The 24,868-nt window shown below is 37.5% G+C and carries 25 protein-coding genes; 5 read left to right on the forward strand and 20 right to left on the reverse strand.

Going from position 1 to position 24,868, the window contains the following annotated elements; translation table 11 throughout:
• Positions 1–220 precede the first annotated feature (220 nt).
• Positions 221–682 carry an RpiB/LacA/LacB family sugar-phosphate isomerase gene (locus BM102_RS11210; RefSeq protein ID WP_074792266.1) on the reverse strand — a complete coding sequence of 154 codons (462 nt, stop codon included), beginning with the start codon at positions 680–682 and terminating at the stop codon, positions 221–223.
• Between the two features lie 201 nt (positions 683–883).
• On the opposite strand from BM102_RS11210, the gene BM102_RS11215 reads away from it, so the two are divergent.
• Positions 884–2,782 (forward strand): EAL domain-containing protein, encoded by a 1,899-nt coding sequence (locus tag BM102_RS11215; protein WP_090482043.1) that lies wholly within the window; start codon positions 884–886, stop codon positions 2,780–2,782.
• Between the two features lie 31 nt (positions 2,783–2,813).
• Here BM102_RS11215 and BM102_RS11220 read toward each other — a convergent pair whose 3' ends face one another.
• The 6 genes from BM102_RS11220 to BM102_RS11245 all read right to left on the reverse strand — a co-directional run bounded on the left by BM102_RS11220 (position 2,814) and on the right by BM102_RS11245 (position 9,368).
• Entirely contained in the window at positions 2,814–3,266 is a 453-nt protein-coding gene (locus tag BM102_RS11220; protein ID WP_090482046.1) for a low molecular weight protein-tyrosine-phosphatase, read from the reverse strand.
• Positions 3,267–3,278: 12 nt separating this feature from the next.
• Positions 3,279–3,887, reverse strand: coding sequence for a hypothetical protein (locus tag BM102_RS11225; RefSeq protein ID WP_049960313.1), 609 nt, complete (start codon positions 3,885–3,887; stop codon positions 3,279–3,281).
• Between the two features lie 84 nt (positions 3,888–3,971).
• Positions 3,972–4,607, reverse strand: a complete 636-nt coding sequence (locus BM102_RS11230; RefSeq protein WP_044936253.1) for a hypothetical protein — start codon at positions 4,605–4,607, stop codon at positions 3,972–3,974.
• 78 nt (positions 4,608–4,685) lie between these two features.
• Positions 4,686–7,265, reverse strand: a complete 2,580-nt coding sequence (locus tag BM102_RS11235) for a sensor histidine kinase (RefSeq protein ID WP_177194961.1) — start codon at positions 7,263–7,265, stop codon at positions 4,686–4,688.
• 18 nt (positions 7,266–7,283) lie between these two features.
• Positions 7,284–7,985, reverse strand: a complete 702-nt coding sequence (locus BM102_RS11240; protein ID WP_090482148.1) for a response regulator transcription factor — start codon at positions 7,983–7,985, stop codon at positions 7,284–7,286.
• A gap of 195 nt (positions 7,986–8,180) precedes the next feature.
• The gene (locus tag BM102_RS11245) at positions 8,181–9,368 is read right to left on the reverse strand and encodes a hypothetical protein (protein ID WP_090482051.1); all 1,188 of its coding nucleotides are present in this window, start codon (positions 9,366–9,368) and stop codon (positions 8,181–8,183) included.
• Between the two features lie 173 nt (positions 9,369–9,541).
• On the opposite strand from BM102_RS11245, the gene BM102_RS11250 reads away from it, so the two are divergent.
• Positions 9,542–10,270, forward strand: a complete 729-nt coding sequence (locus BM102_RS11250) for a CPBP family intramembrane glutamic endopeptidase (RefSeq protein ID WP_090482054.1) — start codon at positions 9,542–9,544, stop codon at positions 10,268–10,270.
• Between the two features lie 67 nt (positions 10,271–10,337).
• Positions 10,338–10,730 carry a pyridoxamine 5'-phosphate oxidase family protein gene (locus BM102_RS11255; protein ID WP_074792252.1) on the forward strand — a complete coding sequence of 131 codons (393 nt, stop codon included), beginning with the start codon at positions 10,338–10,340 and terminating at the stop codon, positions 10,728–10,730.
• A 31-nt stretch (positions 10,731–10,761) separates the two neighbouring features.
• Here BM102_RS11255 and BM102_RS14595 read toward each other — a convergent pair whose 3' ends face one another.
• The 3 genes from BM102_RS14595 to BM102_RS11265 form a co-directional block, all read right to left on the reverse strand.
• Positions 10,762–10,887 carry a hypothetical protein gene (locus BM102_RS14595; protein ID WP_256377526.1) on the reverse strand — a complete coding sequence of 42 codons (126 nt, stop codon included), beginning with the start codon at positions 10,885–10,887 and terminating at the stop codon, positions 10,762–10,764.
• A gap of 292 nt (positions 10,888–11,179) precedes the next feature.
• The gene (locus BM102_RS11260; protein ID WP_028234703.1) at positions 11,180–11,470 is read right to left on the reverse strand and encodes a HigA family addiction module antitoxin; all 291 of its coding nucleotides are present in this window, start codon (positions 11,468–11,470) and stop codon (positions 11,180–11,182) included.
• 28 nt (positions 11,471–11,498) lie between these two features.
• A complete protein-coding gene (locus BM102_RS11265) occupies positions 11,499–11,780 on the reverse strand; it encodes a type II toxin-antitoxin system RelE/ParE family toxin (RefSeq protein WP_028234702.1) in 282 nt (93 codons plus the stop codon).
• 199 nt (positions 11,781–11,979) lie between these two features.
• Here BM102_RS11265 and BM102_RS11270 point away from each other — a divergent pair, with 199 nt between their 5' ends.
• Positions 11,980–12,321 (forward strand): helix-turn-helix domain-containing protein, encoded by a 342-nt coding sequence (locus BM102_RS11270; RefSeq protein ID WP_090482057.1) that lies wholly within the window; start codon positions 11,980–11,982, stop codon positions 12,319–12,321.
• Positions 12,322–12,449: 128 nt separating this feature from the next.
• On the opposite strand, the gene BM102_RS11275 is transcribed toward BM102_RS11270, so the two are convergent.
• The 5 genes from BM102_RS11275 to BM102_RS11295 all read right to left on the reverse strand — a co-directional run bounded on the left by BM102_RS11275 (position 12,450) and on the right by BM102_RS11295 (position 17,465).
• Positions 12,450–12,890, reverse strand: coding sequence for a cytidine deaminase (locus BM102_RS11275; protein ID WP_090482060.1), 441 nt, complete (start codon positions 12,888–12,890; stop codon positions 12,450–12,452).
• 354 nt (positions 12,891–13,244) lie between these two features.
• Positions 13,245–14,042 carry a hypothetical protein gene (locus BM102_RS11280; RefSeq protein ID WP_090482063.1) on the reverse strand — a complete coding sequence of 266 codons (798 nt, stop codon included), beginning with the start codon at positions 14,040–14,042 and terminating at the stop codon, positions 13,245–13,247.
• An 18-nt stretch (positions 14,043–14,060) separates the two neighbouring features.
• Positions 14,061–14,900 carry a hypothetical protein gene (locus BM102_RS11285; RefSeq protein WP_090482066.1) on the reverse strand — a complete coding sequence of 280 codons (840 nt, stop codon included), beginning with the start codon at positions 14,898–14,900 and terminating at the stop codon, positions 14,061–14,063.
• A gap of 175 nt (positions 14,901–15,075) precedes the next feature.
• Positions 15,076–16,515, reverse strand: coding sequence for a 23S rRNA (uracil(1939)-C(5))-methyltransferase RlmD (rlmD, locus tag BM102_RS11290; protein WP_090482068.1), 1,440 nt, complete (start codon positions 16,513–16,515; stop codon positions 15,076–15,078).
• A complete protein-coding gene (locus BM102_RS11295; RefSeq protein ID WP_044936258.1) occupies positions 16,515–17,465 on the reverse strand; it encodes a 3'-5' exoribonuclease YhaM family protein in 951 nt (316 codons plus the stop codon). The genes rlmD and BM102_RS11295 overlap by 1 nt, the downstream gene beginning before the upstream one ends.
• 178 nt (positions 17,466–17,643) lie before the next feature.
• Between BM102_RS11295 and BM102_RS11300 the strand changes: the two genes are divergently transcribed.
• Positions 17,644–19,686: a beta-galactosidase gene (locus BM102_RS11300; protein ID WP_090482071.1), complete on the forward strand. Its 2,043-nt coding sequence runs from the start codon at positions 17,644–17,646 to the stop codon at positions 19,684–19,686.
• Positions 19,687–19,720: 34 nt separating this feature from the next.
• Here the strand turns inward: BM102_RS11300 and BM102_RS11305 are convergent, their stop codons facing one another.
• The 5 genes from BM102_RS11305 to BM102_RS11325 all read right to left on the reverse strand — a co-directional run bounded on the left by BM102_RS11305 (position 19,721) and on the right by BM102_RS11325 (position 24,852).
• The gene (locus BM102_RS11305) at positions 19,721–20,134 is read right to left on the reverse strand and encodes a hypothetical protein (protein ID WP_090395465.1); all 414 of its coding nucleotides are present in this window, start codon (positions 20,132–20,134) and stop codon (positions 19,721–19,723) included.
• 92 nt (positions 20,135–20,226) lie between these two features.
• On the reverse strand, positions 20,227–22,701 hold the full coding sequence (locus BM102_RS11310) for an endonuclease MutS2 (protein WP_090482074.1): 2,475 nt from the start codon (positions 22,699–22,701) through the stop codon (positions 20,227–20,229).
• Between the two features lie 19 nt (positions 22,702–22,720).
• The gene (locus tag BM102_RS11315; RefSeq protein WP_044936263.1) at positions 22,721–23,377 is read right to left on the reverse strand and encodes an HAD family hydrolase; all 657 of its coding nucleotides are present in this window, start codon (positions 23,375–23,377) and stop codon (positions 22,721–22,723) included.
• Between the two features lie 137 nt (positions 23,378–23,514).
• The gene (locus tag BM102_RS11320; RefSeq protein ID WP_033152996.1) at positions 23,515–24,135 is read right to left on the reverse strand and encodes a cytidylate kinase-like family protein; all 621 of its coding nucleotides are present in this window, start codon (positions 24,133–24,135) and stop codon (positions 23,515–23,517) included.
• 12 nt (positions 24,136–24,147) lie between these two features.
• The gene (locus BM102_RS11325; protein ID WP_033152994.1) at positions 24,148–24,852 is read right to left on the reverse strand and encodes an ABC transporter ATP-binding protein; all 705 of its coding nucleotides are present in this window, start codon (positions 24,850–24,852) and stop codon (positions 24,148–24,150) included.
• Positions 24,853–24,868: the final 16 nt, after the last annotated feature.

Here is a 24,868-nt window from a genome sequence, read left to right on the forward strand (position 1 = left end):
AATCTTCGTTTATTTGTTTTGCTCTGTGTGACTTGCTGTCCCTCAGTGCTCGATTATAATATCACCTGTATCATCACTTGTAAAGCCTTTTTTGATGATTTTTTAAAGTAAATCTATTCACCCTAAAAGCACCCTTTTGTTTGAATTGCACTAATTGTTTGTACAATATTTGTAAATACCCCACAATACCAATTATAATCCCTTTACTTGCACCTCAAATTTACTTTACAGGCACGCAATGCTTATCGTTGATATCGCAAACCTTCTGTACTCTTCTTCTATACTTTTCTTCCATCAATGGTTCAGTATTAAGCCATGTCTTAACTACTTCCATTGCCATCAAACCACCAATGATTTTTGCGCCAAGGCAAAGGATGTTTGAATCTGTATGCTGACGAGCTAATGTTGCACATAATGGATCCTGGCATACTGCTGCATAGCATCCGTTTATCTTGTTTGCAATAAGTGCGCTACCATAACCTACACCATCGCAGAATATTCCTCTGTCGCATTCACCTTTTGCTACTGCTAATGAAGCTGGATACACAAAGTCTGATAAGTCGCAGCTGTTATCATCGTATGTTCCAAAATCTTCTACTTCATATCCCTGGCTTAATAAATAAGCTTTAATTTCCTCCTTCATTTGAGTGCCAGCATGATCGTTAGCCATTGCAATCTTCATATTTATTTCCTCCTATATTTAATATACATAACAATAATCATCTTTTAGTAGATAACATGTCTAACTTAAATGATAAGAAGGTATTTACTTAATTGCAACATATTCTTAATTCCGTCACAGATTGTTCATTGGAATTAGACGATATAATAGCATACAATTATTTGTAGGGAGAGGTATAGATTTTATTTGAATGAGGGGCTTATGTGGGATTATAGTTTCGCTATACCTAGCATCTTAATACTGGCCATATTACTAATCAATTACTTTATGCTGCAAAGGTTGCCTATCCGCGTCAACAAAAACTTTGTCAGCCTTTTATTAATTGAAACTGCAGTAATTACATCTGATATATTCTCCAGCTGGGCCTGTGAGAACTATCAAGATTTGCCCAAATTCGTAGTTGTTTCCAGCAACATGTTTTACTTTATTTTCTTCATCTTACGAGCATACGCATTCTTTGTGTTCACTTGTAGCATTCTTGAGTTGGAGCCAACAGAGAATCAATTTAGAACATTTTTATGCCGCTTACCTATGATTATTACAGAGGTAGTAACGCTGTCTTCCCCATTTACAAAAGCTGTATTTTTTATAGGAAGTACAGGTTATCAGCGTGGATCTTTATATAATATTATTGTTTTAAATTTCGCTATATATCTATTCTTGAGCACACATGCTACTGTAACTTTTAAAAGCAGGCTTAAAGCTAAGAGAGATTTTTTCGGTATTCTTTTCTATTTATTAATCCTCATCGTTGGCTTAATATTTAGAATCATGTTTCCTAGATATCTACTGATGGATACTTTCTGCGTAATGACAATAATCTCTATAAATCTTCTTTTTATGAATCCAGAGTATTTTATAGAAAGAAGGACGCGTTTATTCAATAGCGAAGGACTACGAATCATTCTTCAAGATACAACTAGGCAAAAATATAACACTATATTTGCATTTGTGATTAGACATTATCAGGAAGCTATAGAAATCTATGGTGCAAAGCAGATGGATGTTGGTATCCGTCTCATCGGTTTATACCTAAGACGAATTCTCCCAAAAGAAAAGCTATTCTATTATCGATCAGGCAGATTTGTCATTATGACAAAATCCAGCGTCGATGTTTCAGCTGTAATTAAAAAAATCGAAGAACGTTTCAAGTCCCCTTGGTTATCCGACAACGTTGAACTGTATTTGGAGGCAAGATTTGTTGAAGTAAGCCCTGACTATGAAATGTATGATTCAGATATCGTCATTAATACTTTAGTAAACGCCCTGAGTAAGGCCAACAATAGTACTGACAAATCTCATATACTTGTGGGCCGAGACATGTTTGATGCAGTACAAAACAATACTGCCATCAAGCGAGCCCTTGAAAAAGCAATCGAAAACAATAAAATCGAAGTATTTTTGCAGCCTATTATGGATGCCCAGACAAATACTTTGGTAGGTGCCGAAAGTCTATGTAGAATTAGAGATGATAAAGGCGAAATAATATCTCCTAACAAGTTTATTCCAATTGCTGAAAGCAATGGTCGAATAAATCAACTAGGAGAACAGGTTTTTGAGAAAACCTGTAAATTCATCAGCGAAAATGACATGAGTGCATTGGGATTAGAGTGGATTAATGTAAATCTATCTGCTGCACAATTTATGAAAAAGGATTTAGCATCAGATTTCAGCAATCTCATTGAGAAATATAATCTTCGCCCTTCCGACATTCATCTTGAAATAACAGAGGCGGTAATCGTTGATGATGATATTACGAATAATCAAATTCAAAGTCTTCGTCAAAAAGGGTTCCTGTTTTCTCTTGATGATTATGGAACAGGCTATTCAAACATTAGTAGGCTTAAGCATTCACCATTTTCCAACGTCAAAATCGATATGAGTATTGTATGGGACTACTGTGATAATCCAAATTTACTTTTACCTATGCTGATAAAAGCATTCAAAGAAACTGGGTATAGCCTTACTGCCGAAGGAATAGAAACAAAAGAAATAGCAGATACAATGAAATCTATTGGATTTGATTATCTACAGGGAATGTACTATTCTCCTCCGATTCCAATGGATGAATTTATAAAGAAATATACTAAAAGCTCTTAGCCATGACTAAGAGCTTTTCTTGTTATCAATATTAATAATTTAGATGCATTAAAAGGCCTTCGCAACCAGCCAATACATCCCTATAACAAACATCAAACTTTCGAGTGTACCAAGGATCATCAATATCACGTGGTCTATCGGTAAAATCAAGAAGCCTGTAGATTTTATTATCCCGGTCTTCACCAAATTCATAGCGTAAGTCACGCATGTTTTCTGCATCCATTCCAATTATATAATCAAAATCTCTATACTCGTCCTTTCTAATATGACGAGCACCGTAACCACTACAATCTATCCCCTTTTCATTAAGTAATTGTCGAACAGGAGGATAAACCGGATTACCAATCTCTTCGTATGTCATGGCTGCACAATCAATATAGAAATCCGCCGCAATTCCCCGCTTGTCTACCATATCCTGCATCACATATTTGGCCATAGGCGAGCGACAAATTGAACCATGGCAAACAAAAAGTATTTTAGTCATTATTATCCTCCGCTAAGACTGTAAATCCAGAGTAGGCATAGAATCTATTACTTCTTGTAAAGGAGACCATGCCATAACATCAAAATCATCTTCTCCTATACTAGCATTTTCATCCTCGTCCTCCAAGCCCTCGCCTTTGTTTCTATTAGTTTTTCTTGCCTCTTCTATTTCATCATTATTGCTGGGCAAACTAGCATATGCATCTGTCTTTTTGAATTCCCTTACTACTTCATCCAAGGCTGCAATTATAGCTGTTTTATATTCATCTTTATCTGAAATACTGTTGTAAGCAAAGAAAATAATGTCATTAACCTCTTCTTTAGACTGAGCAGTCTTCAGCTGATGCTCCAGATTTTCAGCCATTCTTCTGATTCTGAGATATTGTAGATAGAGTTCTGGATTGTGCTCTTTTAAATATGACTCTTCCTTTTTAGTTAGCCTCTTCCCGCTTTTTATTTTTGCCTGTATTTTTTCCATCAGCTTAGGATCTTCCTTGCTATTTGAATCAGAGGCTTCCTCCTGTAGTTTTCTAACCACATTCGTCAAATGAGCTGATACCGTTTGGCCATCTATACTATTATTTTGAAAACTCATGTTTCCTAAATCAAATGATATCTGCATAGTCTTCTCCTATACCTTACAAATAAAAAGGTTCATGAATGATTGTTATTTCATCCATGAACCTTTTGATATCCTTAATATCGTTTAAAGCATCAAGCCACTCGAACTATAAGTTCCTGAGCTTAGCGCCATAGCCTTATTGACTATTGTGTCAATAGAATCAACTGTGCTGGCAATGTTTTTGTAATATGAAGAGGTACTACCAAGTAGAGCTTTGATATCCTCTGGATTTGCAGCTGCAAGCTTTTCCTGATCAATTACAAGCTTGTTATCGCTGCCCATTGAAATTCCGATATTTGCAAAATCCTCAGCCTTCGCTTTGTAAGCCTCCAAGAACTCTGATTGGAATGTGTTGTATAATGTGCCTCCACATGAAGTCAGATTTGTAATAGTGCTGTTGTAAGCAGTTACAAAATTAGTAACTCCCTTTAACAAGTCAGCATTATCATATTCTTTTCCTGACTCTGCCTCATATAAAGACTTATCATCAAGCTTTGAAAGAGCATCCAAAAGATTTGTAGCAGCCTTATCAACATTTTTGTATTTGCTGTTGGAGCTACTAGATGATAGTCCCATGGATTCCATCTTCTGCTGATATTTCAAATCATTGTTTGAGATGATTTGGTCGATAAGCGCATTTCCACTTTTTTTGCTATTTAACATTGAAAGCAGACCTTGACTACTCTGATAATACTCATAAGAATTATTAATCGTACTCATCAAAACCCTCCTTTTTCATTCTCCATGTTTTATATCGGACAGGTTTTGCCACAAATTAACAGGTTAAGTTTATTATTTTTATTCTTCTGTTTTAAGCTCGTCAAATTCAACTATTGCTTTAAACAAATCTCCATCAATCTCAAGAGTCAATGAGCCTCCCATTGATTCTGTTAAGCTCTTTGCTATGGAAAGACCTAAGCCATTTCCGTCTGTGAAACGAGACTTGTCGCCACGAACAAAACGCTCCATAAGCTCATCTGCCGAAATGTTTAACTCATTTTTTGATGTGTTTCTAAAGTTAAATCTGACTTTGCCGTCTACTCTCTTCAAATCAATATACGCTCTTGTATCCGGTTGCGCATATTTTACGATATTTGACATAAGGTTATCAAAAATTCTCCAAAGATATCGATTGTCCGCCATAAGGAAGATGTCATCTGCTGGAAAATCTGTTACCACTGTAATCTTGCCAGTTTCTAGTCTTTCGCTAAATTCACCTATTGATTGATTTAAAAGAACAACAGCATTTATTATTTCCATGGTAAATTTAATATTTCCCGTAGATGCTTTTGATGCTTCTATTAAATCTTCTATTAGCTTTTTCAGACGTGCTGACTGGCGACTAAGGACTCCTAAATATTCCTTTGCCTTTTCATTATCAATCTTTTCTTTGTCAAGCAAATCCACGTAGTTGATGATTGATGTAAGCGGAGTCTTAATGTCGTGAGAGACATTAGTTATAAGTTCAGTCTTCATTCTCTCGCTTTTGGTTCGTTCATCAAGAGCTACATTGATACCATCACCAATTTGATTCATAGCAACGGCATGCTCCTCTAAAAACAGTGGCATCCCCTTTAAATCAACCTTTGCTGATAAATCTCCTGCCGCAAGGGCTATGGCTGTCTCCTTTATTCTGGCATAGCTATATAACAATTTGCGAAGCACAACGACATAAGCTATTTTTTCAAGTACCCAGAATGGAGCAATTCCTCTAGTATCGTACGACATCATAATTACAAAATATTCAATTATCGTAATTACGATAAAGATAAACCAAATTCTTCTAGTCCATTTAATATTTTTACGAATCTTTATTGACTGCTGATGAAGGATAGCAAGCCGACCCTTCCCCCAGACGATGATTTTGTAGGCACATGTATGCTTAAAGAATCGATGTAGTTTTACATTTACCGCTAAGTTTGCAGACCACATAAGACCTACTGCCATCATAGCTGCTGTAACTATTCCAAATATAAATATAGACATGCCTAGAGACAAATTGCTATCTCTCATTGTTCTTACAATCCAGCAAAATATTGCAAAAATGATGTATTCTACAATAACGGCACACCAGAAAAATACATCAGTCCAAACTTTACCAATCCAATTAACGCTAATTTCATCGGAATCTTTTTTATGACCAATTGCGCACATAAACAGAACATAACATAGGATTGAAAGTATAAATGAAAGTACCGCTGCTATCGGAAATACGTATTTTGTATCCTCGGCAAATCCGATGAACCATTTAGCCTGTGCATAAAAATCATTTACTCCATTAAATGTATCTTTAGGGAAGCATACAAAAACATAATTTTCTGTTTCAGGATTTAAAGTTGCAACCTCAACTGTAGAAGCAGTTTCTAAATATGCTTCATAATTTATTTCTGAAAGTGTGTTATGTATAGTAGAAAAGTCAGCAATATATTCACCCATTGGTGCTTCCTCTCCGTACCCGTCCACATAAATATTAATAGCAAAATCTTCTATACTATCTGTGATTGGAGAAAACTGGGTATCTTCAATATACAAACCATCTGTATTTTCTACAGGAGCATTAGGCAGAGCACGTTCTGCCGGCAAATAATCAACTTCATATTCTTCTGTTGTTTCATCTGTTGTTTCTTCTTCTGTAGATTCATCCGAATCCTCATCTTCTATTGTATATGTTGTCTCATCACTATCTCCCTCTTCTAAAGGAGTATAATAATCTACCGCATCCGGTTTATTGGCTTCCCAAATTTTTCTGTAAATAATATTTGCAGATGAGTTCCAATAAGCATCTTCTTTTGACTCTTCATCAGCATATGTGACTGTACAAATGTCATAACATGACTCACTAAGCTTGTAAAACTCACCGTTACTATATACGTACATGTTCTGACTTATAGGATCATAACCAATACCATTGATATCATAAGTTTTCCATTCAGTAGTATTTACATCAATAATCTGATTGCCACCCCATATGTCCAGGAAATTATCACTAAGCACAAATTCTGTATCTGGATTAATACTGTAATCTCCTACATAAGCATTATCTGGAACAGTTGTGGTGAAATTTTTATATAAATACAAAGATTCATCATCAAGATCAATGTTTTCAGCATTTGTCCCTTTGATAATGCCATAATAGCAGTTCATTTTATCTAGCTTGTCTTTATGAAAATCATCCTGATTATCAGAAAGAGCTAAAGTAGCATAACTAGTGCCCGCGTATCTATAAGCAAAATCTGAAAATGCATCTTTATCATTCGAATATAACTTCCAGCTTTGGAAGAACGCGCATATCACCAACGATAAAACGCAAATAAATGCAAAAATAGTGCATCCCACTGCAAGAAGTATCTTACTTGCATTACTGTATAGTCGTTTCATAATCATCCTCCTGATGAGCTAGTCATCAATCTTATATCCGTGCCCCCAGACAGCCTTTAGGTATCTTGGATTGGCACTGTCATATTCTAATTTTTCCCTGAGATGGCGGATATGAACAGCCACAGTGCTTTCTGCACCAAGTACTGTATCATTCCAAACCTTCTCATAAATGTCGCGTGGTGAGAGAACTTCCCCCTTATGTGTCATAAGAAGTTTTAATATGTCATATTCAAGCGGAGTGAGATTTACCAGATTGCCATCAAGTGTAACCTCTTTAGATTTATCATTTAGCTCGATGCCACCAATTTGAAGAATACTGTCATTGTCAGAAGCTTCCTCTGTTGATGCACCAAGTAGCGTGTATCTTCTAATCTGAGATTTAACTCTAGCCATCAGCTCTACTGGATTAAAAGGCTTTGTTACATAATCGTCAGCGCCTATTGTTAGCCCCATAACCTTATCAGCATCTTCGCTTTTGGCAGTAAGCATGATGATTGGCACATTTGAAAATGTTCTTATTTCAGCCATGGCCGCAATACCATCCATTACAGGCATCATCACATCCATAAGAATCAACTTAATATCAGTCTGAGTTTTAAGAATATCAACTGCCTCTTTTCCATTTGAAGCACTAATCACTTCAAAACCTTCACTTACAAGATAGATTTTTAACGCTGAAATGATATCTGGTTCGTCGTCACATATTAGAATTTTGTTCATTTTATCTCCCATATTTTTGGGACCTTTCGGTCTCCTATGATTAATCACAAATATATATTATTGTATATTATCTTAAGTTCCAATGGGGTAAATTATTAAGATTTGTTTAAGAAATAGGATTAAAATAAAAAACTAGGAGCCTTTACCTAAGACTCCTAGTTGAAAATCATATTATGGCACTTCTAAATACTAATACTACAACGACAAATCAACATGGGCTACAGTTCCCGCAGCTCCTGTGCTTTCTTTTAGATATATTCCTGATTTTCTAAGAACTGCATCGGTCTGACCAGCCACATTCTTATATGAAAATTCAGTATCTATATTACCAAGGTAAATGGCTCCCACATCAGCCTGCTTCAGATTCAGAAGTTTGTCATCTCCCTCTGCATCCTTGGTCCAAACTTTAAGTTTGTTGAAGATAGAATCATTTTCGTCAATCCAGCCATTTTTGTCTTCATCATATTCTGACAAATCTCTGAAACCATCACCTGACTTAGTTCCAAACAATTCTGAACCGTCGTTAATCTTGCCATCCTCATTTTTATCCAACGCCAGAAAGCCGCTTCCCTGTCCAACAAAAGAAATGTCATCTTCCTTTCCATCTGAATCAATATCAAACTTAAACTTTTGGTCTGATATTGATGTAGCATTTGTATCCATATTTATTACAAGAGGGTCTGTTAGAATTCTTGTGTACGTCTCTTCTGATATGGAATCAATCTTTTGAGACAAGCTGCGGCCTAGCTGAACTTCCACATTAAAGTTTATGCTACGGCCATCGGAGGTTTGCACCGTTCCTGTGCTCTTAAATCCTGTATTTTCATACTCCAAATGAGAACCGGATGTTGCAGTAATGCGCTGCCATACCTGGGTGGAAGTTCTACCACCTGACGATAAATCCAGTGTATTCTGCTGCGCGCCATTTACACTAAACTTAACTCCATCCACTTCGCATTTTGAAAATACATTTCGTTGCCAATCATTAAAGGCTCGCACTTGATCAGACAACTTTTTGTCGTTAGGGCTTGTTTTTCCATTGAGAAGATCAAGAATCTTCTTCACAAGACTAATTTGCAAATCTTCTAAATCCCACTGGGACATCTGAGCATTAGCCTCTCGAATCTGCTTATCATGCTCAGCCATTTGGTTAATCATGCTTTGAAGATTCTTTTGTTGTCTTTCCTTTTCCTGTTCCTTTTCAGTTTTCTGATACTCTTCTAGTGATTCTTTTAATGATTTTTCCCCATCCTTTGATAACTCAACAATCGCACCAAGCGTATCCACATTCGCTCTCTGTTCAATTGTAACGGTTTCAATATGGGTGTAAGAATAAGAATTGTGTTGAGATGCCATGTTTACATGGCTGTTTTCAATCTTCATAGCGGACTCCTTTCCACAAATAAAGAATATAAAAGTGCCAAACGCCGAAAACTGTTGCACATCCATGTGCCTAGTCTTCGTATTTTATATCGGATAAAAAACTGACAATTTATAGCTCCAATGCTAAAAAATGTGATAAAATATTTCTATAATGTATTAAAGGGGCTCACGTTATGGACAATAAGGTAATTTCAAAATCTGGAATCGATCCAAAAAAGCAATATTCTGAATATCTAATTATTGCTTATCTGACTTACATGTCGCTGTACATCATTTTTAATTCAGCCATCGATTATTTTTATGAATCAACTTCCATCTATCGAATTGGAAACTATGTTGGTCTGATTCTAGCGATTGGCACGCTGGTGCCGCTGGTACGAAAAGTGCCTACAGACTTCCTAATCGAACCACTAAAAGTTAATAAAGCAAAAATATGGAATGCTATCACTAGAGGTTTCTTGGTTTGTGCCTTTTTCGGTGGATTAATGATTCTATTGAAGTTTGCAATACTTCAGCTGAATCCAATTATGCTTAAGCGCTGCCAGCCATTCTTTTATCTTGATAGATTGACTCCAGGAAAAATCACAACCAACACAATGTTATATCCATTCACTGCATTTTGGCAGGAATATTGTATGAATGTCATGGGTTATGACGGAATGCGTACACTGTTAGTCGGTAATCACAGAAAACATAAATCGGTTTCTGTTGTAGCACTCTTCTTTGGAGCCATGCATTACACCTACGGTTTTCCAATGATAGCGCTGACAATTCTATTTGTTTTATTTATGAATTATATTTATCGTCGTACTAAAAACCTTTGGGTTTGCATGCTGGTTCATATTATTCTTGGTCAGTTGTTATTTACTTTACAGCTGCAAAAAATAACCTTTTCTTTTTAATTGAAAATATACAAGCATTTGCCTATAATAGATTGCGTACAATTTATTTCATAAGGAGGATATTTTCATGAAAGAAGTTTGTCAGTTTTTAAAAGATGCTGGTATTTACTACCTTGCAACAGTAGAAGGTGACCAGCCAAGAGTTCGCCCATTCGGCACAATTGAAATTTTCGAAGATAAGCTTTACATCCAGACAGGAAAGTCTAAAGATGTTTCAAAGCAGATTCAGGCTAATCCAAAGGTTGAAATCTGTGCATTCAAGGATGGACAGTGGATTCGTATCTGTGGAGAGCTTGTAAGAGATGACCGTGTAGAAGCTAAGGCTCATATGCTTGATAACTATCCTGACTTAAAAGCTCAGTACTCTGCAGAAGATGACAACACCGAGGTTCTCTACTTCAAGAACGCAGTAGCTACTATCTCATCATTCACAGCAGCTCCAAAGACAATCAATTTCTAATATACTAAAAGGGAGGTTCAAACCTCCCTTTTTACATGCTTTTCTTACATTCTGGACAGATATGCTTTCTGCCATCAGCAATATATAACTTCACATCATTAAAATTCAAATAAACCTTCTTTTTGCATTTCGAGCAAACATACATATATAAAGCCATTACGCTTCTCCCTTTAATATAGTGACTTCTAGCATTCACCATAAATATACGAGAATTATAAGCGCTTTTATGTTATGTATCAAGAGGTTTCGTGAAATATTTATCGTTTTATAACTAATTTTACAACCGTCTCAGCTTGACTTCCATTTATAGTTTAGCCCACGGAATCATTCGTACACATATCTAATAATAATTTACCATTATATTGTTGTGTAATAAGTAAATTTATGTAAACTTTCTGTGAGATGTTTATGGAATGTGATAGGTTCTAAAAGGTTACTCGTTTCTTTTTTTATTTATACAATCTAATCTTAGATAATTCCTCTTCCAACTCTATTCTCGCGTTTCTAAGGTTTATATCATTTTGCATTTTCAAAAAATAATCGTCACTTACTCCAAAGAACTTTCCAAGTCTCAGTGAGGTATCAACTGTTATCTGTCTACGGTCATGAATTATATCCTGTATTCTAGAAACAGGCACAAATATTTCGTGTGCCAACCTGTATGCAGAAATACCTAATGGGTCCATGAATTCTTCTTTTAGAATCTCACCCATTGTTGGTGTCTGAATAATTACTGCCATTTTCTTTTCCTCCTAGCAACAGAAAATCCTAATGATAATCTGTTATCTCAACATCATAAAAATCTCCATCCTGTTCCTTGAAGCAGATTCTATATTGATCATTAATCCTAATGCTATATTGTCCTTCTCTATCTCCCGAAAGTTTTTCCAATCTATTTCCAGGAGGAACTCTCAAATCATTAATACAATTAGCATTATCTATCATTATAAGCTTTCGCAATGCTATTCTCGCCACGTCATTTGGTATCGATTTAACAAAATGTTGCTCATACACTCTTTTTGTGGCTATATTTTTAAATTCTAATATCATAAATCTCTATAAGCAAATTATACACGCAGCGCAGGTATATAGCAAGTATATTTATATCTGACTACCTAATCTTTACCATTAATCCTTTCTATTAGATTAGCCATATTTTCTTTTTTTATCATAATATAGTATAGTAACCATTGGATACAGATTATCATATATTATCCATTGGTTACTTGTCAACTTCGGAGGTATTAATATGGCGGACGAGATAATTGCAAAAAGAATAACTGCAGCAAGAGAAAACCTTGGCATAACCAAGGCTGAAGCATCTCGCAGATTAAATTTGTCCAAAATTGGATATTGTAGATATGAATATGGGGATAGAACCCCTTCTATGCAGACATTAGAAGTAATTGCACAGTGTTTTAACACATCAGTTGATTATCTCACAGGTAAAACTGATGATATTTCTCCAGATAGAATAGTAATAGATAAAAATGATAATCCTGAAATTTTTTCTCTTGTTCAAAAACTCTCAGGCTATGACAATAAAACTATCCGTAGAATCATTACTTATGCCTCTCAAATTCTAAAATAAATGACTGAAAATCTTATAATTAGAACTCCTTCTAATTTACTTAACACTTTTTCTTTATATGTTGAATTCAATCAAGAATTAAAATAACTACTACCTTAAATTAAGGTAGTAGTATTTTATGCCACCAATTAAAATTCTAAATCTAATTTTATAAAATGTTCTAATTCATCAGCTGGATAAGCATTTGTCCAATGATAGGGCTGTAATTCATGTAATGTAATAAATTTAAGAGTGCCATCATCAGTTGTTACACCAACTTTTACATCAGTTCCCCAATAACGCAAACGTTCTTGGCAAACGCCACAAGGCGAAAGTACTTTAAATGGCGAGTTTTCATCATCTCGTACTACACACAAACAATGGGTAACTTTTTCATTGAATTTGTGTGCTTCGCAAATCGCTCCAGTTTCAATGCATAATAAAACAGAACCATTAGCACTTTCAACAGCCACGCTAGTATAAAAATTACCTTCTTCCGTATGAATGATAGCTGCACCACCCCAATCCTCAGGGAAACGCTTTGCAACGAATTCGGTCACTCTGTCATACATTTCTTGCTCAATATTCATGTTGTTCCTCCCTTAAACAAGCCTCTTTTTTGCTGTATTGTGTAAAATTGTACTTTATTTTTTTATCATAATCAAATTAAAAATTATTGACGAAAGTTCATGCTATATGTATATAAAAAAGATGTAGCCAATCTGACTACATCCATCATAAATCTAAGTTATCATAGAAGTTCCATGTTTACAGAAAAAAATTCAAAGGCTCAACTTGTGGTGTTAATCTTAAGGTATATACTGATGAAGAGCTTAATACCTTGGTTTATTTAATTAAAAAGGGCTGTAAGCATCCTATTTTTAAGAACCCTCATAAGGGTAGAGGAAAGAGAAAATAATTTGCTATAACATTTATATAACTCTTCATTTGTCCACTAAAGTTCCCACTTCATAAGCTGATACTATACTAGCCATCTTTGGATTTATTGGCATCTGGAAGAAATCGTTGGATTCTGAAATGTTATTTGTCTTAAACGACGTCTTACCACTCAGAAAATCAATGTATGCCTGTCTCTTCTCAGCCGCTTCCTGTAGCCATTTTTCTTCCAGCTGCTTCTTTTCAGAAGCCTCTTTGTCTATCCTGTTTTGAATCTTTTTCTGTTCTGCACGTTTTGTCCAAAAGCTGTCCCTCGACTTTTCTTCCCATACCTTTTCGCCGTTTCCATTCTGATAACCATTCGACCAACTTAAACACCGACATTCCGCTTTAGATGCCCCAAAACTACAAACACAACAGAGAGGACCTGTTAATGCTCGGTTGCCACTTGAATACTCATTGCCAAGCATCCCCTTAATGCTATCCATAACCCATTTCTCATACTCAGGATCTGCCTGCATTGCCTTGAAGCCCTCATCAGAAATTGAAATAGCATAGCTGTCGCAAGAATGGGATGAATGTATGTTATATTTAGAAATCGTGTCATTAATATATTGCTTATATTCTTCCAATGTCATATCCTTTGTGGAAACAGCTGCTGTTTCCTCTAATGCACCAGCTGTTTCCACTTTTGAACTTAGCGTAGAAATGAAAGAATCCTTTTCACCGTTCACAGTTCCACTATTAATCTTCGAACCATTATTCACCGATGTCTTAGCTGTAACAGATTTGATAAAGCTGCTATAATAACTCGTCATTCCATTTACATCAATAGTATTGTTCATATCATCACCGACCTTTTTCTATAAATACAAACTATTAGGGAGTGATACTCCAGCTCCATAAGCTGTTAACACACTTTCTGGGGTATCTCCAAAAGCAAATGTCCCCAATCCAAGCATCTGCTCATTAAGAACAGCTTCTATACTTCTCCTGTGATAAATCTCTTCCTGAATACGTCTACGTTCATCTGCAGCCTCTTGGCTCTGTTCTATATTCTCACGCTCTTGCTTTGCTTTTTTCTCCCTCTTTGCTTTCTGCTCTTCTTCGAACTGTCTTAATTCTTCTTCTGAAGGACCAGATATGTGACCTCCGCCACCTGTTACTCGAAAATGTGCAATGTCTCCATTTTCGTCCAATGCAATCAAGTATGATAATACCCGTCCCGGTCTTGTAGGATGGTTTGCAATAAAACTATCAACTTTATCCATGACCTTTTGAGCCAGTTCAGGATTATTCTTCATTTTCTCTTCCAACTCTTGCGGAACAACTATCGCCTTTCCACCTAATGTAGAATCTAATCTAGCCTGAACACAAGAATCTACCATATCTGGATTTTTTCCCGTTGGTGTCCAGTTCAGAACAGATTCATCAATGTCGTCCTCAAAAAATTTTTCAAAAGGAAAATCATTACGCTCCCATATTCCCTGGGAGATTTTAGAAGCATCCATTACATGGTATTTAGCTCCGGGATATTTAGCTTTCAATGAGTCTTCAAAACTCAGTTCTATAGATACGGCATTATCCAAGGAATAGGTCTCTTTCAATGTATTCACAAAACTGGATGATGAGACCGACTTATTCATAATCTGATTTACGTAACTGTACGCACTTGCCACTCCGCTCAAACTGCTAATATCCATATTCCACCTCCAATACAAAAAAGGCATCTGAACCCAGGGTATATCAATCCCTTGATTCAGACGCCTTCATGGCTTCAATATAATACTTCATATATTATATCGGTCATATATATAATTTCTTTATTTTTTCATTCAAATTTAGCATTTGATTCAAAAAAGAGATAGGCTCGAATACCTATATGTCCATCTCTGCCAAATCTACTTTTACATCTATATAATGCTCAGCTTGTGACCAATTCTTGGACAATAACGCAACCGTTTCTGTGTGCATGGTGTGGCCAAACTGATCGCAGACAGTGTACTTCTGCAAATAATATCCATTTTCTTCTAAGTGCTTCAGGTCGCGGGCCAGTGTGGCGCTGTCGCAGCTGACGTATACGATACGGGATGGCTGCATTTTTATCATGGTATCAAGAGCAACTACATCGCAGCCTTTGCGAGGTGGGTCTACCATGATGACATCCGGATGGGACATCTTCTCATAAATCTCTGGAAGGACCACTTCTGCCTCCCCGCAATAGAACTCTGCATTATCGAGTCCATTTAGCTTTGCATTGGCCTTGGCATTTTCGATGGCCTGAGGTACTACCTCGATACCGATTACACGGCCTGCTCGCTTTGCCATAGAAAGCGAAATGGTACCGATGCCGCAGTAAAGATCCCAGACCTCCTCTGTGCCGTGCAAATCTGCATATTCAAGTGCCTTACTATAAAGTCTCTCCATCTGGTCATGGTTCACCTGATAGAAGGAATTGGCACTGATATCAAAGGCTATTGTATCACCGCTAGTGAGGGTGATTGTATCGCGAATTGCTTCTTTGCCATATAAAGCTTTTGTCTCATATCCCATGATGACATTGTCACGGCGAGTGTTTACATTAAGCACAAGTGATGCAAGCTCTGACTCTACTGTTTTGATATGAGCCACCAGTGAATCAACCTTAGGTAGTGAATCTCCATTAACTACTACACATACCATTGTCTCACCTGTGGCCTTACCCTCGCGGACCAGGACGTGACGAATCTGGCCTTTTCCAGTAGCCTCGTCATATGGCTTGATGCTACATTCATTCATATAATCGATTACCGCATATACGATATCCATGCTCTTCTTCGAGCAAATCTTACAATCATCTGATGGAACAATTCTATGGCTTCTGGCTCCGTAAAAGCCTGCAATAATATTGCCATCTTTATCAAGTCCGATTGGAACCTGGGCCTTATTGCGATAGCGAAGTGGCTCGGTCATGCCAATAATAGGCTCACGTATAGAGTCCACAAATGCTCTATCGTATCCGCCGATTTTGACAAGGTTGTTTGCTACAATATTATCCTTAATCTCAAGCTGCTTATCATAGGATACCTGCATAATCTGACACCCACCGCACTGCTTTGCATTTGGGCAGGCAGGCTGCACTCGATATGGGCTGGCCTCCACAACTTCCTTAAGAGCAGCAAAACAATAGGTCTTTTTAACCTTTGTGATGATGACGTCACATACATCCCCAACCACGGCGTCCTTCACAAAAATGGTCACACCATCAGTGTGACCAATTCCTGCTCCCTCCAAGGACATATCTTCAATTGTAAGTCTTACAATATCATTCTTATTCATTAATTCTTTCCTGTTCTACGGATGTTTGAATCCAATAAACGATTGAATCCCTGCCATGTGAGGTTGTTTTCTTCAACATTTTCGAGAGCTTCAAAGATTGTTTCCATCTTGGCATCGATATTGTCAGCAAATGAAAGGGCGATAGCCTCTGCAATAGCTGGCTTCTTTGGTGAGCCAAACTCCAGCTCGCCGTGGTGAGAAAGAATACAGTGGATAAGCTCTTTACGCTTAACCTCTGGGAAATTTGGGATGTCGTCGATAGCTCTGTCTACCATGCTGGCACCAACAAAAATGTGACCAAGGAGCTGGCCTTCGTCAGTGTAGTCATTTCTAGGGAATTCTGAGAGCTCTCTCACCTTTCCTATATCATGGAAAATAGCTGCTGTGATGAGCAAATCTCTATCTAAAAATGGATACTGATTGCTGAAGTAATCACAGTTTGTAGCAACTGAAAGAGTGTGCTCTAAAAGGCCCCCTGTGAAACCGTGATGAACAGATTTTGCAGCTGAGTGTCCCTTAAATGTCTCGATGAATTCTTTATCCTCAACGAAGTATTTGTTAAGTAATGCTTTCATATATGGTGATTTTACGGAATTGATAAGCTTGATTAAAGCACTCCACATTTCACCGATATCCTTCTTGCTAGAAGGGATATAATCAGATATTTCGAATTCGCCAGGATTAGCCTTGCGAAGTCTTTTAATATTAAACTGTAAAGCACCGTTCCAGCTTGTGATATCACCAGTAACTGTAATGAAATCAAGCTCATCATAATCGCTGATGCCTTCGGAATCTACGTCCCAAATCTTGGCATCGATAGTGCCTGTCTTATCACAAAGAGTAAGTGATTCAAATGCCTTTCCAGTCTTAGATACACCAAGTGTTTTCTTCTTACATAAGTATGTCTCTGTACCTCTGTCTCCCTCTTTGAGGGTGTTAATATATTTCATTTATTACTCCATTCTAAGGCAAATAAATTGCCACAAAAGATGTATTTAATTATAAGTGATAGCCCATCGATAATCAATGCGAATGGGATGGTCGAAAATATAAATTATTTCTCTTTTTTTTATTCATTTTTGCACTTTTCGTATGATATTATTCTTTTAAGTATAAGGAGAAGAAAATATGGAACGAAACAGGCTTTTTACAAAGATTTCTGGGATTTTACACGGGGGTGATTACAATCCAGAACAATGGCTTGATAGACCAGATATTCTGGATAAAGATATTGCCTACATGCGAGATGCCCATATTAATACTGTCACTTTAGGTGTTTTCTCTTGGGCTGTACACGAACCTACAGAAGGAAACATCAATTTAGATTGGCTTGCAGCTATCATTGAGAAACTATACAGCAACAATATCTATACTGTACTTGCAACTCCATCCGGGGCTCGCCCTGCATGGCTTGATGAAAAATATCCATCTGCTATGCGTTGCGATGAAATGGGTGTAAGAAATCATCATGGACTTCGCCATAATCATTGTATGCAGTCTCCAGAATACCGCGAGAAGGTCCGTATTATCGACACTGCCCTTGCAAAGCGTTTTGCTGGAAATCCTGCCATTCTCATGTGGCACATCTCTAATGAGTTAGGTGGATACTGCTACTGTGATACTTGCCGCAAGAAGTTCCAGGAATGGCTTGCAGATAGATATGATAACGACATTGAAAAATTGAATAAGGCCTGGTGGACCACTTTTTGGTCTCACAAATTCAATAGCTTTGATCAGATTGACCCACCTTACTCAAATGGCGAAAATTGCGTGCTCGGTCTCAATCTTGACTGGAAAAGATTTAACACCTGGTCCGCTACAGATTTCATGAAGTTTGAAATAGACACTTTAAGAGAAAACGGTGCAACCGAACCTACCACCACAAACTTTATGGAAATGTTTATGGATTACGACTATCACTATATGAGTAAATTCATAGATGTAATCAGCTGGGACAACTATCCTGAGCTCCACAATAACTGGCAGTCTGATGCAGATACTATGCTTGAGCGTAGCTTCAATCATGCTTTATTTAGAAGTATGAAGCCAGGTCAACCTTTCATGATGATGGAGTCAGCTCCTGGAGTGGTTAACTGGAGACCTTATAACAAATATCGCCGTCCTGGGGTACATAAGCTTATATCAATGCAGGCTGTTGCAACAGGTTCTGATACCGTTCAATACTTCCAGATTCGAAAAGGTAGAGGTTCTTCCGAACAATATCACGGTGCTGTTATAGACCATATTGGTACCAATGACACAAGAATTTTTAAGGAAGTAGCTTCACTTGGTGATGATTTAAATCACATATCAGAGATAACAGGATCTGTTTCAGACAATAAAGTAGCTATTCTTTTCGACTGGGACAACAGGTGGGCCATAGATGATGCTTGGGCTCTTGCAAAAGATACAAAGAACTACGACAAGACCTGTATGGAAATCTACAATGAATTTATGAGCTTTGGAATTGAGCCAGACATTATATCTTCTGATATGGACTGGTCAAATTACAAAATTATTTGTGCACCAATGCTTTATCTTCTTCATGATGGAATTGGGGATAAGATAGCTGATTTCATCGGTGAGGGTGGACAATTCATGGCAACCTACTTTACCGGCTATGTGGATAAAAGTTGTTTGAACTGGCTTGGAGGATTTCCAGGTGATGGGCTTCACAATATTTTTGGTCTTCGCTCTGAAGAAATCGATACACTTTATCCAGAAGATGTTGTAAATATTAGAATAAGACATAAAACAGGATTTACATATCACTCTGCTGCAGTTCGTGATTACCAGGAATTACTTAGAGATGTAACTGCAGATGTTTTGGCAAGATATGACAACGACTATATGGCTGGCACTCCTGCCATTACAAGAAATCAATTTGAAAAGGGATATGCATACTATGTAGCATGCCGTACTAATCAAGATGACATCGAATTCCTATATCGCGAAATGCTTGATAGAGCTGAAATTCCTTATAGCAAGCTTCCAGCAGGAATCGAAAAACACACTAGATTCGCTAATGATATTAGATATGACTTCTATCTTAACTGCACTGATAAACCAGTATGTATATCAAAGATAAATGGATTTGAACTGATTTCTTGTACATCAGTTGATGGAAAACTACACCTAGACAAATATGGCGTAGCTGTAATAAAAAATTAAAAAATGGACTGGCCCATGTGGCCAGTCCTAATTTTTACATATTTCGATTAAATGACACTACTAACACATCATCAGTTTCTTTATCCTCTACAAAGAAATCTGTAATTTCAACTCTACGAAGCTGTCCATCGTCGCCTTCCTGAATAACTCTGATTTCTACCTTATCTGCACCTTTCTCGTGCTCCTTCAGAAGGTTCTCTCTAGAAAATGTTTTCTTAAATAAATCCTTATCCATATCATGAATAGTAGAACAACCTGATTCGATTAGTTCATCGAAGGTGCCAGCAACGCTGCACTTAGTGGATGTGAAATTCTCACTAGTAAGCATGTAGTATGTGTTTTGTGTCAGATTACCCAATATTAAAAGTGGGTATTTCTTAAATACAGCCTGATTTAAAAGGCTATTTAAATGATCATCTGTTAATAATTCTTTTCTATTAGTCTCCATAATGCTCCCCTTTATTTCTCGACAACTTTATATAATATACTTCTATTGTTGAAAAATTGCAAGGATTAACATTATATAGTAAATCTTTTGAACTACTTAAACGTTACAATTGTGACACCTGCATCACCTTCGCCAAACTCTCCAAGATGGAATTCTGCTACATTTTTACACTTGCGAAGATACTGCTGCACACCTGCTCTAAGAGCTCCTGTTCCTTTACCGTGAACAACACGTACAGATGTAAGATGACTGATATATGCATCATCAAGATATTTTTCAAGCTTCGCTATACCTTCATCCACTGTACAACCAAGAAGATTGATTTCCGGTGAAATAGATGCTGCTTTGTTGAAACCACCGTAAGTCATATTCTTGACTCTGGTTCCCTTCTTTGGAACGAATTTATCTTCCTCTTCGATAAGTACCAAATCTTTGATATTTACTGTAGATTTCATAATACCCATCTGAACAGTAACATCCCCTTTGGCATTAGGCGCAGTGCATACATTACCAGTTAGATTCATAGACAATACCTTTACCTTATCTCCCACATGAAGATTTGTTGGTACATTATGATTCTCTTGAACCTCAACCTTTTCTTTTGCTTTGCTCTTTGATTTATTAATACCTTTACCAAGGGCTGCACGTTTTGCTTCCATTGCGGAAATGTTGCCGCCGCCCTTACCAAATTTATTAAAGTCACGAATAGTTTCATCCGCAATATCCTTTGCTTCCTGAAGGATTGCTGCTGCATCCTCGTGAGCCTGACGAATAAGCTCTTCGCGCTGTGATTTAATTTTTTCTTCTTTTGCTGTGGCATTAGCAAGCTTTGCTTCTGCTTCCTTTAAGTCTGCAGCTGCCTTTGCCGCATCTTCCTCCACCTGGTGACGCTTCTGCTCTAAGTCAACCATCAAATCTTCGAATGATCTATCATCCTCTGAAAGACGGCCCTGGGCGTCATCTATTAAATCCTGAGGAATTCCAAGCTTTGATGAAATTGCAAAAGCGTTGGATTTTCCCGGCACACCAATTATCAAATGATATGTAGGGCTAAGTGTTTCAAGTGAGAATTCGCATGAAGCGTTCTCTACTCCTTCTGTCGAAAGAGCATAAACCTTAAGCTCACTGTAGTGAGTAGTTGCCATTGTACGTACATCCAAGGTGTGTAATCTATCAAGAATAGACTGGGCTAATGCTGCACCTTCCTTTGGATCTGTACCAGCGCAAAGCTCATCAATAAGAATCAAGAACTGCGGAACCTTAGCTTCCTGATTAGTTCCATATATTACCTTTGAGAGATGCAAATCTTTTTGAGTCTTTGCAAGCATTTCCTCTGTCTCATGGGAATAGCTTCCACTGTTTATTGCCTCAAGAATGTGGACAATGTTTACCATATGAGATGAGAATGTTGATAAGGACTGTTCAATTGACTGCTCATCTCCAATGTCTGCGTATACATCATCAAAAACAGCAATCTGGCTTCTATCCTTTGCTGGAATGTGAAGACCAGCCTGTGCCATCAAAGTAAGAAGACCACATGTCTTTAGCGAAACTGTCTTTCCACCTGTGTTTGGACCTGTAACAAGCAAGAGATTGTAATCTTCACCAAGCTTGATATCTGTAGCTACAACCTTTTTAGGGTCCAATAGTGGATGTCTTGCACCTCTAAGATTAATGATTCCATCCTCGTTAAACTCTGGATTGCTGGCGTTAAGCTCGATTGCATAACGACCCTTAGCAAGAATGAAATCGATTTCTGTAAGAAGCTCAAAGTTTCTGATGATACCTTCTGATGATTCTGCAATTCTGTTTGAGATATTTGCAAGAATGCGGGCAATTTCATCCTGTTCACGAACCTGCAACTCTCTCAACTCATTATTTAAATCAACAGCCTGCATTGGCTCAATAAAGAATGTGGAACCTGTAGATGACTGGTCGTGTACCATTCCAGGAACTCTTGATTTAAAATCTGAGCGCACTGGTAAGCAAAATCTGCCGCCACGTACTGTAACAACTGGCTCCTGTAAATAGCCACGAGTAGTTGTATTGTTGAGAAGTGAATTCATAACTGACTTAATCTTGTCGTTTGTTCTTTTCATTCCCATACGAATGTCATACAAAGCTGTGCTGGCATCGTCGGCAATTGTCTCTTCATCAATAATACATCTTCTGATTTCATTTAAGATGGCCACCTCTGGTGAAAGGCCATTAAAATAAAATGTTAATGCATCTTCCTCTTCCATCTGCTTGCCATAGGTTGCAACTCTTTTTGTAACCTCAAGAACTGAAGCCACTGCAAGAATCTCTTCTATGGTAAGGCTTGAGCCAAGCTCCAATCTGGCAAGGGATGGACGCAAGTCTGTGGTGCCGCTAGCGCTGACATCTGAAAACTTTACAAGACGATTAAAAGCGCAAGCTGTCTCCTGCTGCATTATTTTGATTTCTTCTATATCGTTTATTGGCAATAGCTCAAGGCATCTTTTCTTTCCCGCCTCGCATGTTGCCAATTCTGCAAGTCTATTTATTATTTTGTCATATTCAAGTGTCTTTAATACTTTTAAATTCATTTAATCACTCCTGATTGGGTTAGGCTTCAAATAAGCTTTTCATATCCATTAAACTATCTAGTCGTGCATATAAAATCTTTTGCAGTTCTTCGTCTGGCTCCGATAAATCCGGAATCATTATTACATTACATCCTGCTCTATAGGCACTCATGCAACCGTTTGGAGAATCCTCAACTGCAAAAGTGTCTGCTGGATTCACCTGCAACTCTTTACACGCATAGGCGTATATATCCGGCGCAGGTTTCCCCTGCTCTACCATATCTGCGCATATAATAGCGTTGAAATAGTCGAAGAGACCAATTTTTTTAAGATATCTATGGGCACGCTCTTTATCATTTGCTGTCACAAGAGAAATAAAGATGTTATGCTCCTTAAGCCATGAAAGTGTTTCATGAACACCTGGCTTTAAAGGGATTCCTTCTTCTTTTAAAATATCCTCTACCAAAGCTTTTCGATAATCTCGAATTGCCCAATAGTCTACATCTTCGCCATACCATTCCCTAAACTTTTCGAATACGAATGGCCTTCCTAGGGAGCGAAGCTCAAGTGGCTTCTCTGGTGACATCTCATATCCAAAATGCTTAAGTGCCTCTGGCCATGCTGATTGATAGTATTTTTCTGTATCTGTAAGGGTTCCATCTAAATCAAATAGAACTGCCTTTATTTTTTTCTCCATACAAGAATCCTTCATCCTATAATCTTAACAAAAAGACTTTAACACTGCCTACCTGCAAAAGCAAGAATTACCGGGTTTAAAGCACATTAAAAGAGAGTTGCTTTGATTGCCAAAGTAACTCTCTTTAATAGTTAATCTTATCTGTTTTTAATATCGATGTATGACTTTACTACTTCGATTAATTTGTCATAATCCATAACTCCTGTATCTAAACAGAAATCATAGTTCCTAGCATCATTCCAATCATGACCTGTGTAATAACGATAGTAGTCGGCACGATGTTTGTCGATATCGTGCATACGTTTTATCAGCTCCTCATCTGTTCCACTAACCTGTTTGTGGAGTCGCTCCAAGCAATCATCCTCTGATGCATAGAAGAAAAGCGATAATACATATGGTCGATCCTTTAAAATATAATCTGCGCATCTACCAACGAAAATACAACTGCTTGTGTTAGCTATACGTTTGATAACATCCGCCGTCAGTTCGAAAAGATTGTCGTCGGAAGTAAATGCTGCATACTCAGGTGTCAATGGCATGCCTTTGTATTTGCCCTTTGCGGACATGAATATCTTTCTAACATGCTCATCAACCTGTCCGAACATCTCCTCGTTGATACCACTTTGATCTGAAGCCATACGAAGAATTTCTCTGTCGTATACAGGAATCCCCAATTCCTTTCCCAGCTTCTTTGCCAGAGTCAAGCCTCCTGAGCCATAGCTTCTGGCGATTGTGATAACTAGTTTTTTGTCATCCATGTGATGTACCCCCTACTCACCTAAATAAGCTTTCTTTATGGAGTTGTCATTTAGAAGAGTTGTTGCATCACCAGAAAGTACTATATTGCCTGTTTCAAGGACATAAGCCCTATCCGCAATAGCAAGAGCTTTTTTAGCATTCTGCTCTACTAAAAGTACTGTGGTGCCTGCCTTTGAGATAGATTCTATGATATTGAATATTTCTTCTACATAGATTGGTGAAAGTCCCATTGAAGGCTCATCCATCAAAACTATACGTGGCTGGCTCATCAAGGCGCGTCCCATAGCAAGCATCTGCTGCTCTCCGCCTGATAGTGTTCCTGCCAGCTGATTTTGACGTTCCTTAAGTCTTGGGAAGCTCTCGTAAACTCGCTCAAATGCATCTGCAATCTCACTCTTGTTACTTCTAGTATATGCTCCCATTTTCAAGTTTTCAAGTACTGTTAATCCCGCAAAAACTCTACGTCCTTCAGGCACGTGAGCCATTCCCATGGACACGATTTTATGCCCTGGAACCTTAGTAATATCTGTGCCTTCCAACAGTACTTTTCCTGAGGTAGGAGTAAGCATTCCTGAAATTGTTTGTAATGTTGTTGTCTTACCAGCGCCATTAGCTCCGATAAGGGCAATTACCTCGCCTTCATTTACTTCAAAGCTAATGCCCTTGAGTGCTTGAATAACACCGTAATTAACAACTAAATCTTCAACCTTTAACATATGTAAACCTCTAGAT

Origin of the sequence: Pseudobutyrivibrio sp. JW11 (assembly GCF_900115355.1) — a bacterium.
GTDB lineage: Bacteria > Bacillota > Clostridia > Lachnospirales > Lachnospiraceae > Pseudobutyrivibrio > Pseudobutyrivibrio ruminis.

Coding starts and splice junctions, on each gene's coding strand:
- BM102_RS11215 (WP_090482043.1), top strand. CDS start 884: ATGTGGGATTATAGTTTCGCTATACCTAGCATCTTAATACTGGCCATA.
- BM102_RS11320 (WP_033152996.1), bottom strand. CDS start 24,135: ATGGATGACAAAAAACTAGTTATCACAATCGCCAGAAGCTATGGCTCA.
- BM102_RS11230 (WP_044936253.1), bottom strand. CDS start 4,607: ATGAGTACGATTAATAATTCTTATGAGTATTATCAGAGTAGTCAAGGT.
- BM102_RS11280 (WP_090482063.1), bottom strand. CDS start 14,042: ATGAACAATACTATTGATGTAAATGGAATGACGAGTTATTATAGCAGC.
- BM102_RS11255 (WP_074792252.1), top strand. CDS start 10,338: ATGAAAGAAGTTTGTCAGTTTTTAAAAGATGCTGGTATTTACTACCTT.
- BM102_RS11220 (WP_090482046.1), bottom strand. CDS start 3,266: ATGACTAAAATACTTTTTGTTTGCCATGGTTCAATTTGTCGCTCGCCT.
- BM102_RS11305 (WP_090395465.1), bottom strand. CDS start 20,134: ATGGAGACTAATAGAAAAGAATTATTAACAGATGATCATTTAAATAGC.
- BM102_RS14595 (WP_256377526.1), bottom strand. CDS start 10,887: ATGGCTTTATATATGTATGTTTGCTCGAAATGCAAAAAGAAGGTTTAT.
- BM102_RS11260 (WP_028234703.1), bottom strand. CDS start 11,470: ATGGCAGTAATTATTCAGACACCAACAATGGGTGAGATTCTAAAAGAA.
- BM102_RS11210 (WP_074792266.1), bottom strand. CDS start 682: ATGAAGATTGCAATGGCTAACGATCATGCTGGCACTCAAATGAAGGAG.
- BM102_RS11235 (WP_177194961.1), bottom strand. CDS start 7,265: ATGAAACGACTATACAGTAATGCAAGTAAGATACTTCTTGCAGTGGGA.
- BM102_RS11325 (WP_033152994.1), bottom strand. CDS start 24,852: ATGTTAAAGGTTGAAGATTTAGTTGTTAATTACGGTGTTATTCAAGCA.
- BM102_RS11245 (WP_090482051.1), bottom strand. CDS start 9,368: ATGAAGATTGAAAACAGCCATGTAAACATGGCATCTCAACACAATTCT.
- BM102_RS11265 (WP_028234702.1), bottom strand. CDS start 11,780: ATGATATTAGAATTTAAAAATATAGCCACAAAAAGAGTGTATGAGCAA.
- BM102_RS11310 (WP_090482074.1), bottom strand. CDS start 22,701: ATGAATTTAAAAGTATTAAAGACACTTGAATATGACAAAATAATAAAT.
- BM102_RS11240 (WP_090482148.1), bottom strand. CDS start 7,985: ATGAACAAAATTCTAATATGTGACGACGAACCAGATATCATTTCAGCG.
- BM102_RS11315 (WP_044936263.1), bottom strand. CDS start 23,377: ATGGAGAAAAAAATAAAGGCAGTTCTATTTGATTTAGATGGAACCCTT.
- rlmD (WP_090482068.1), bottom strand. CDS start 16,515: ATGAATAAGAATGATATTGTAAGACTTACAATTGAAGATATGTCCTTG.
- BM102_RS11295 (WP_044936258.1), bottom strand. CDS start 17,465: ATGAAATATATTAACACCCTCAAAGAGGGAGACAGAGGTACAGAGACA.
- BM102_RS11225 (WP_049960313.1), bottom strand. CDS start 3,887: ATGCAGATATCATTTGATTTAGGAAACATGAGTTTTCAAAATAATAGT.
- BM102_RS11275 (WP_090482060.1), bottom strand. CDS start 12,890: ATGAATATTGAGCAAGAAATGTATGACAGAGTGACCGAATTCGTTGCA.
- BM102_RS11300 (WP_090482071.1), top strand. CDS start 17,644: ATGGAACGAAACAGGCTTTTTACAAAGATTTCTGGGATTTTACACGGG.
- BM102_RS11250 (WP_090482054.1), top strand. CDS start 9,542: ATGGACAATAAGGTAATTTCAAAATCTGGAATCGATCCAAAAAAGCAA.
- BM102_RS11285 (WP_090482066.1), bottom strand. CDS start 14,900: ATGGATATTAGCAGTTTGAGCGGAGTGGCAAGTGCGTACAGTTACGTA.
- BM102_RS11270 (WP_090482057.1), top strand. CDS start 11,980: ATGGCGGACGAGATAATTGCAAAAAGAATAACTGCAGCAAGAGAAAAC.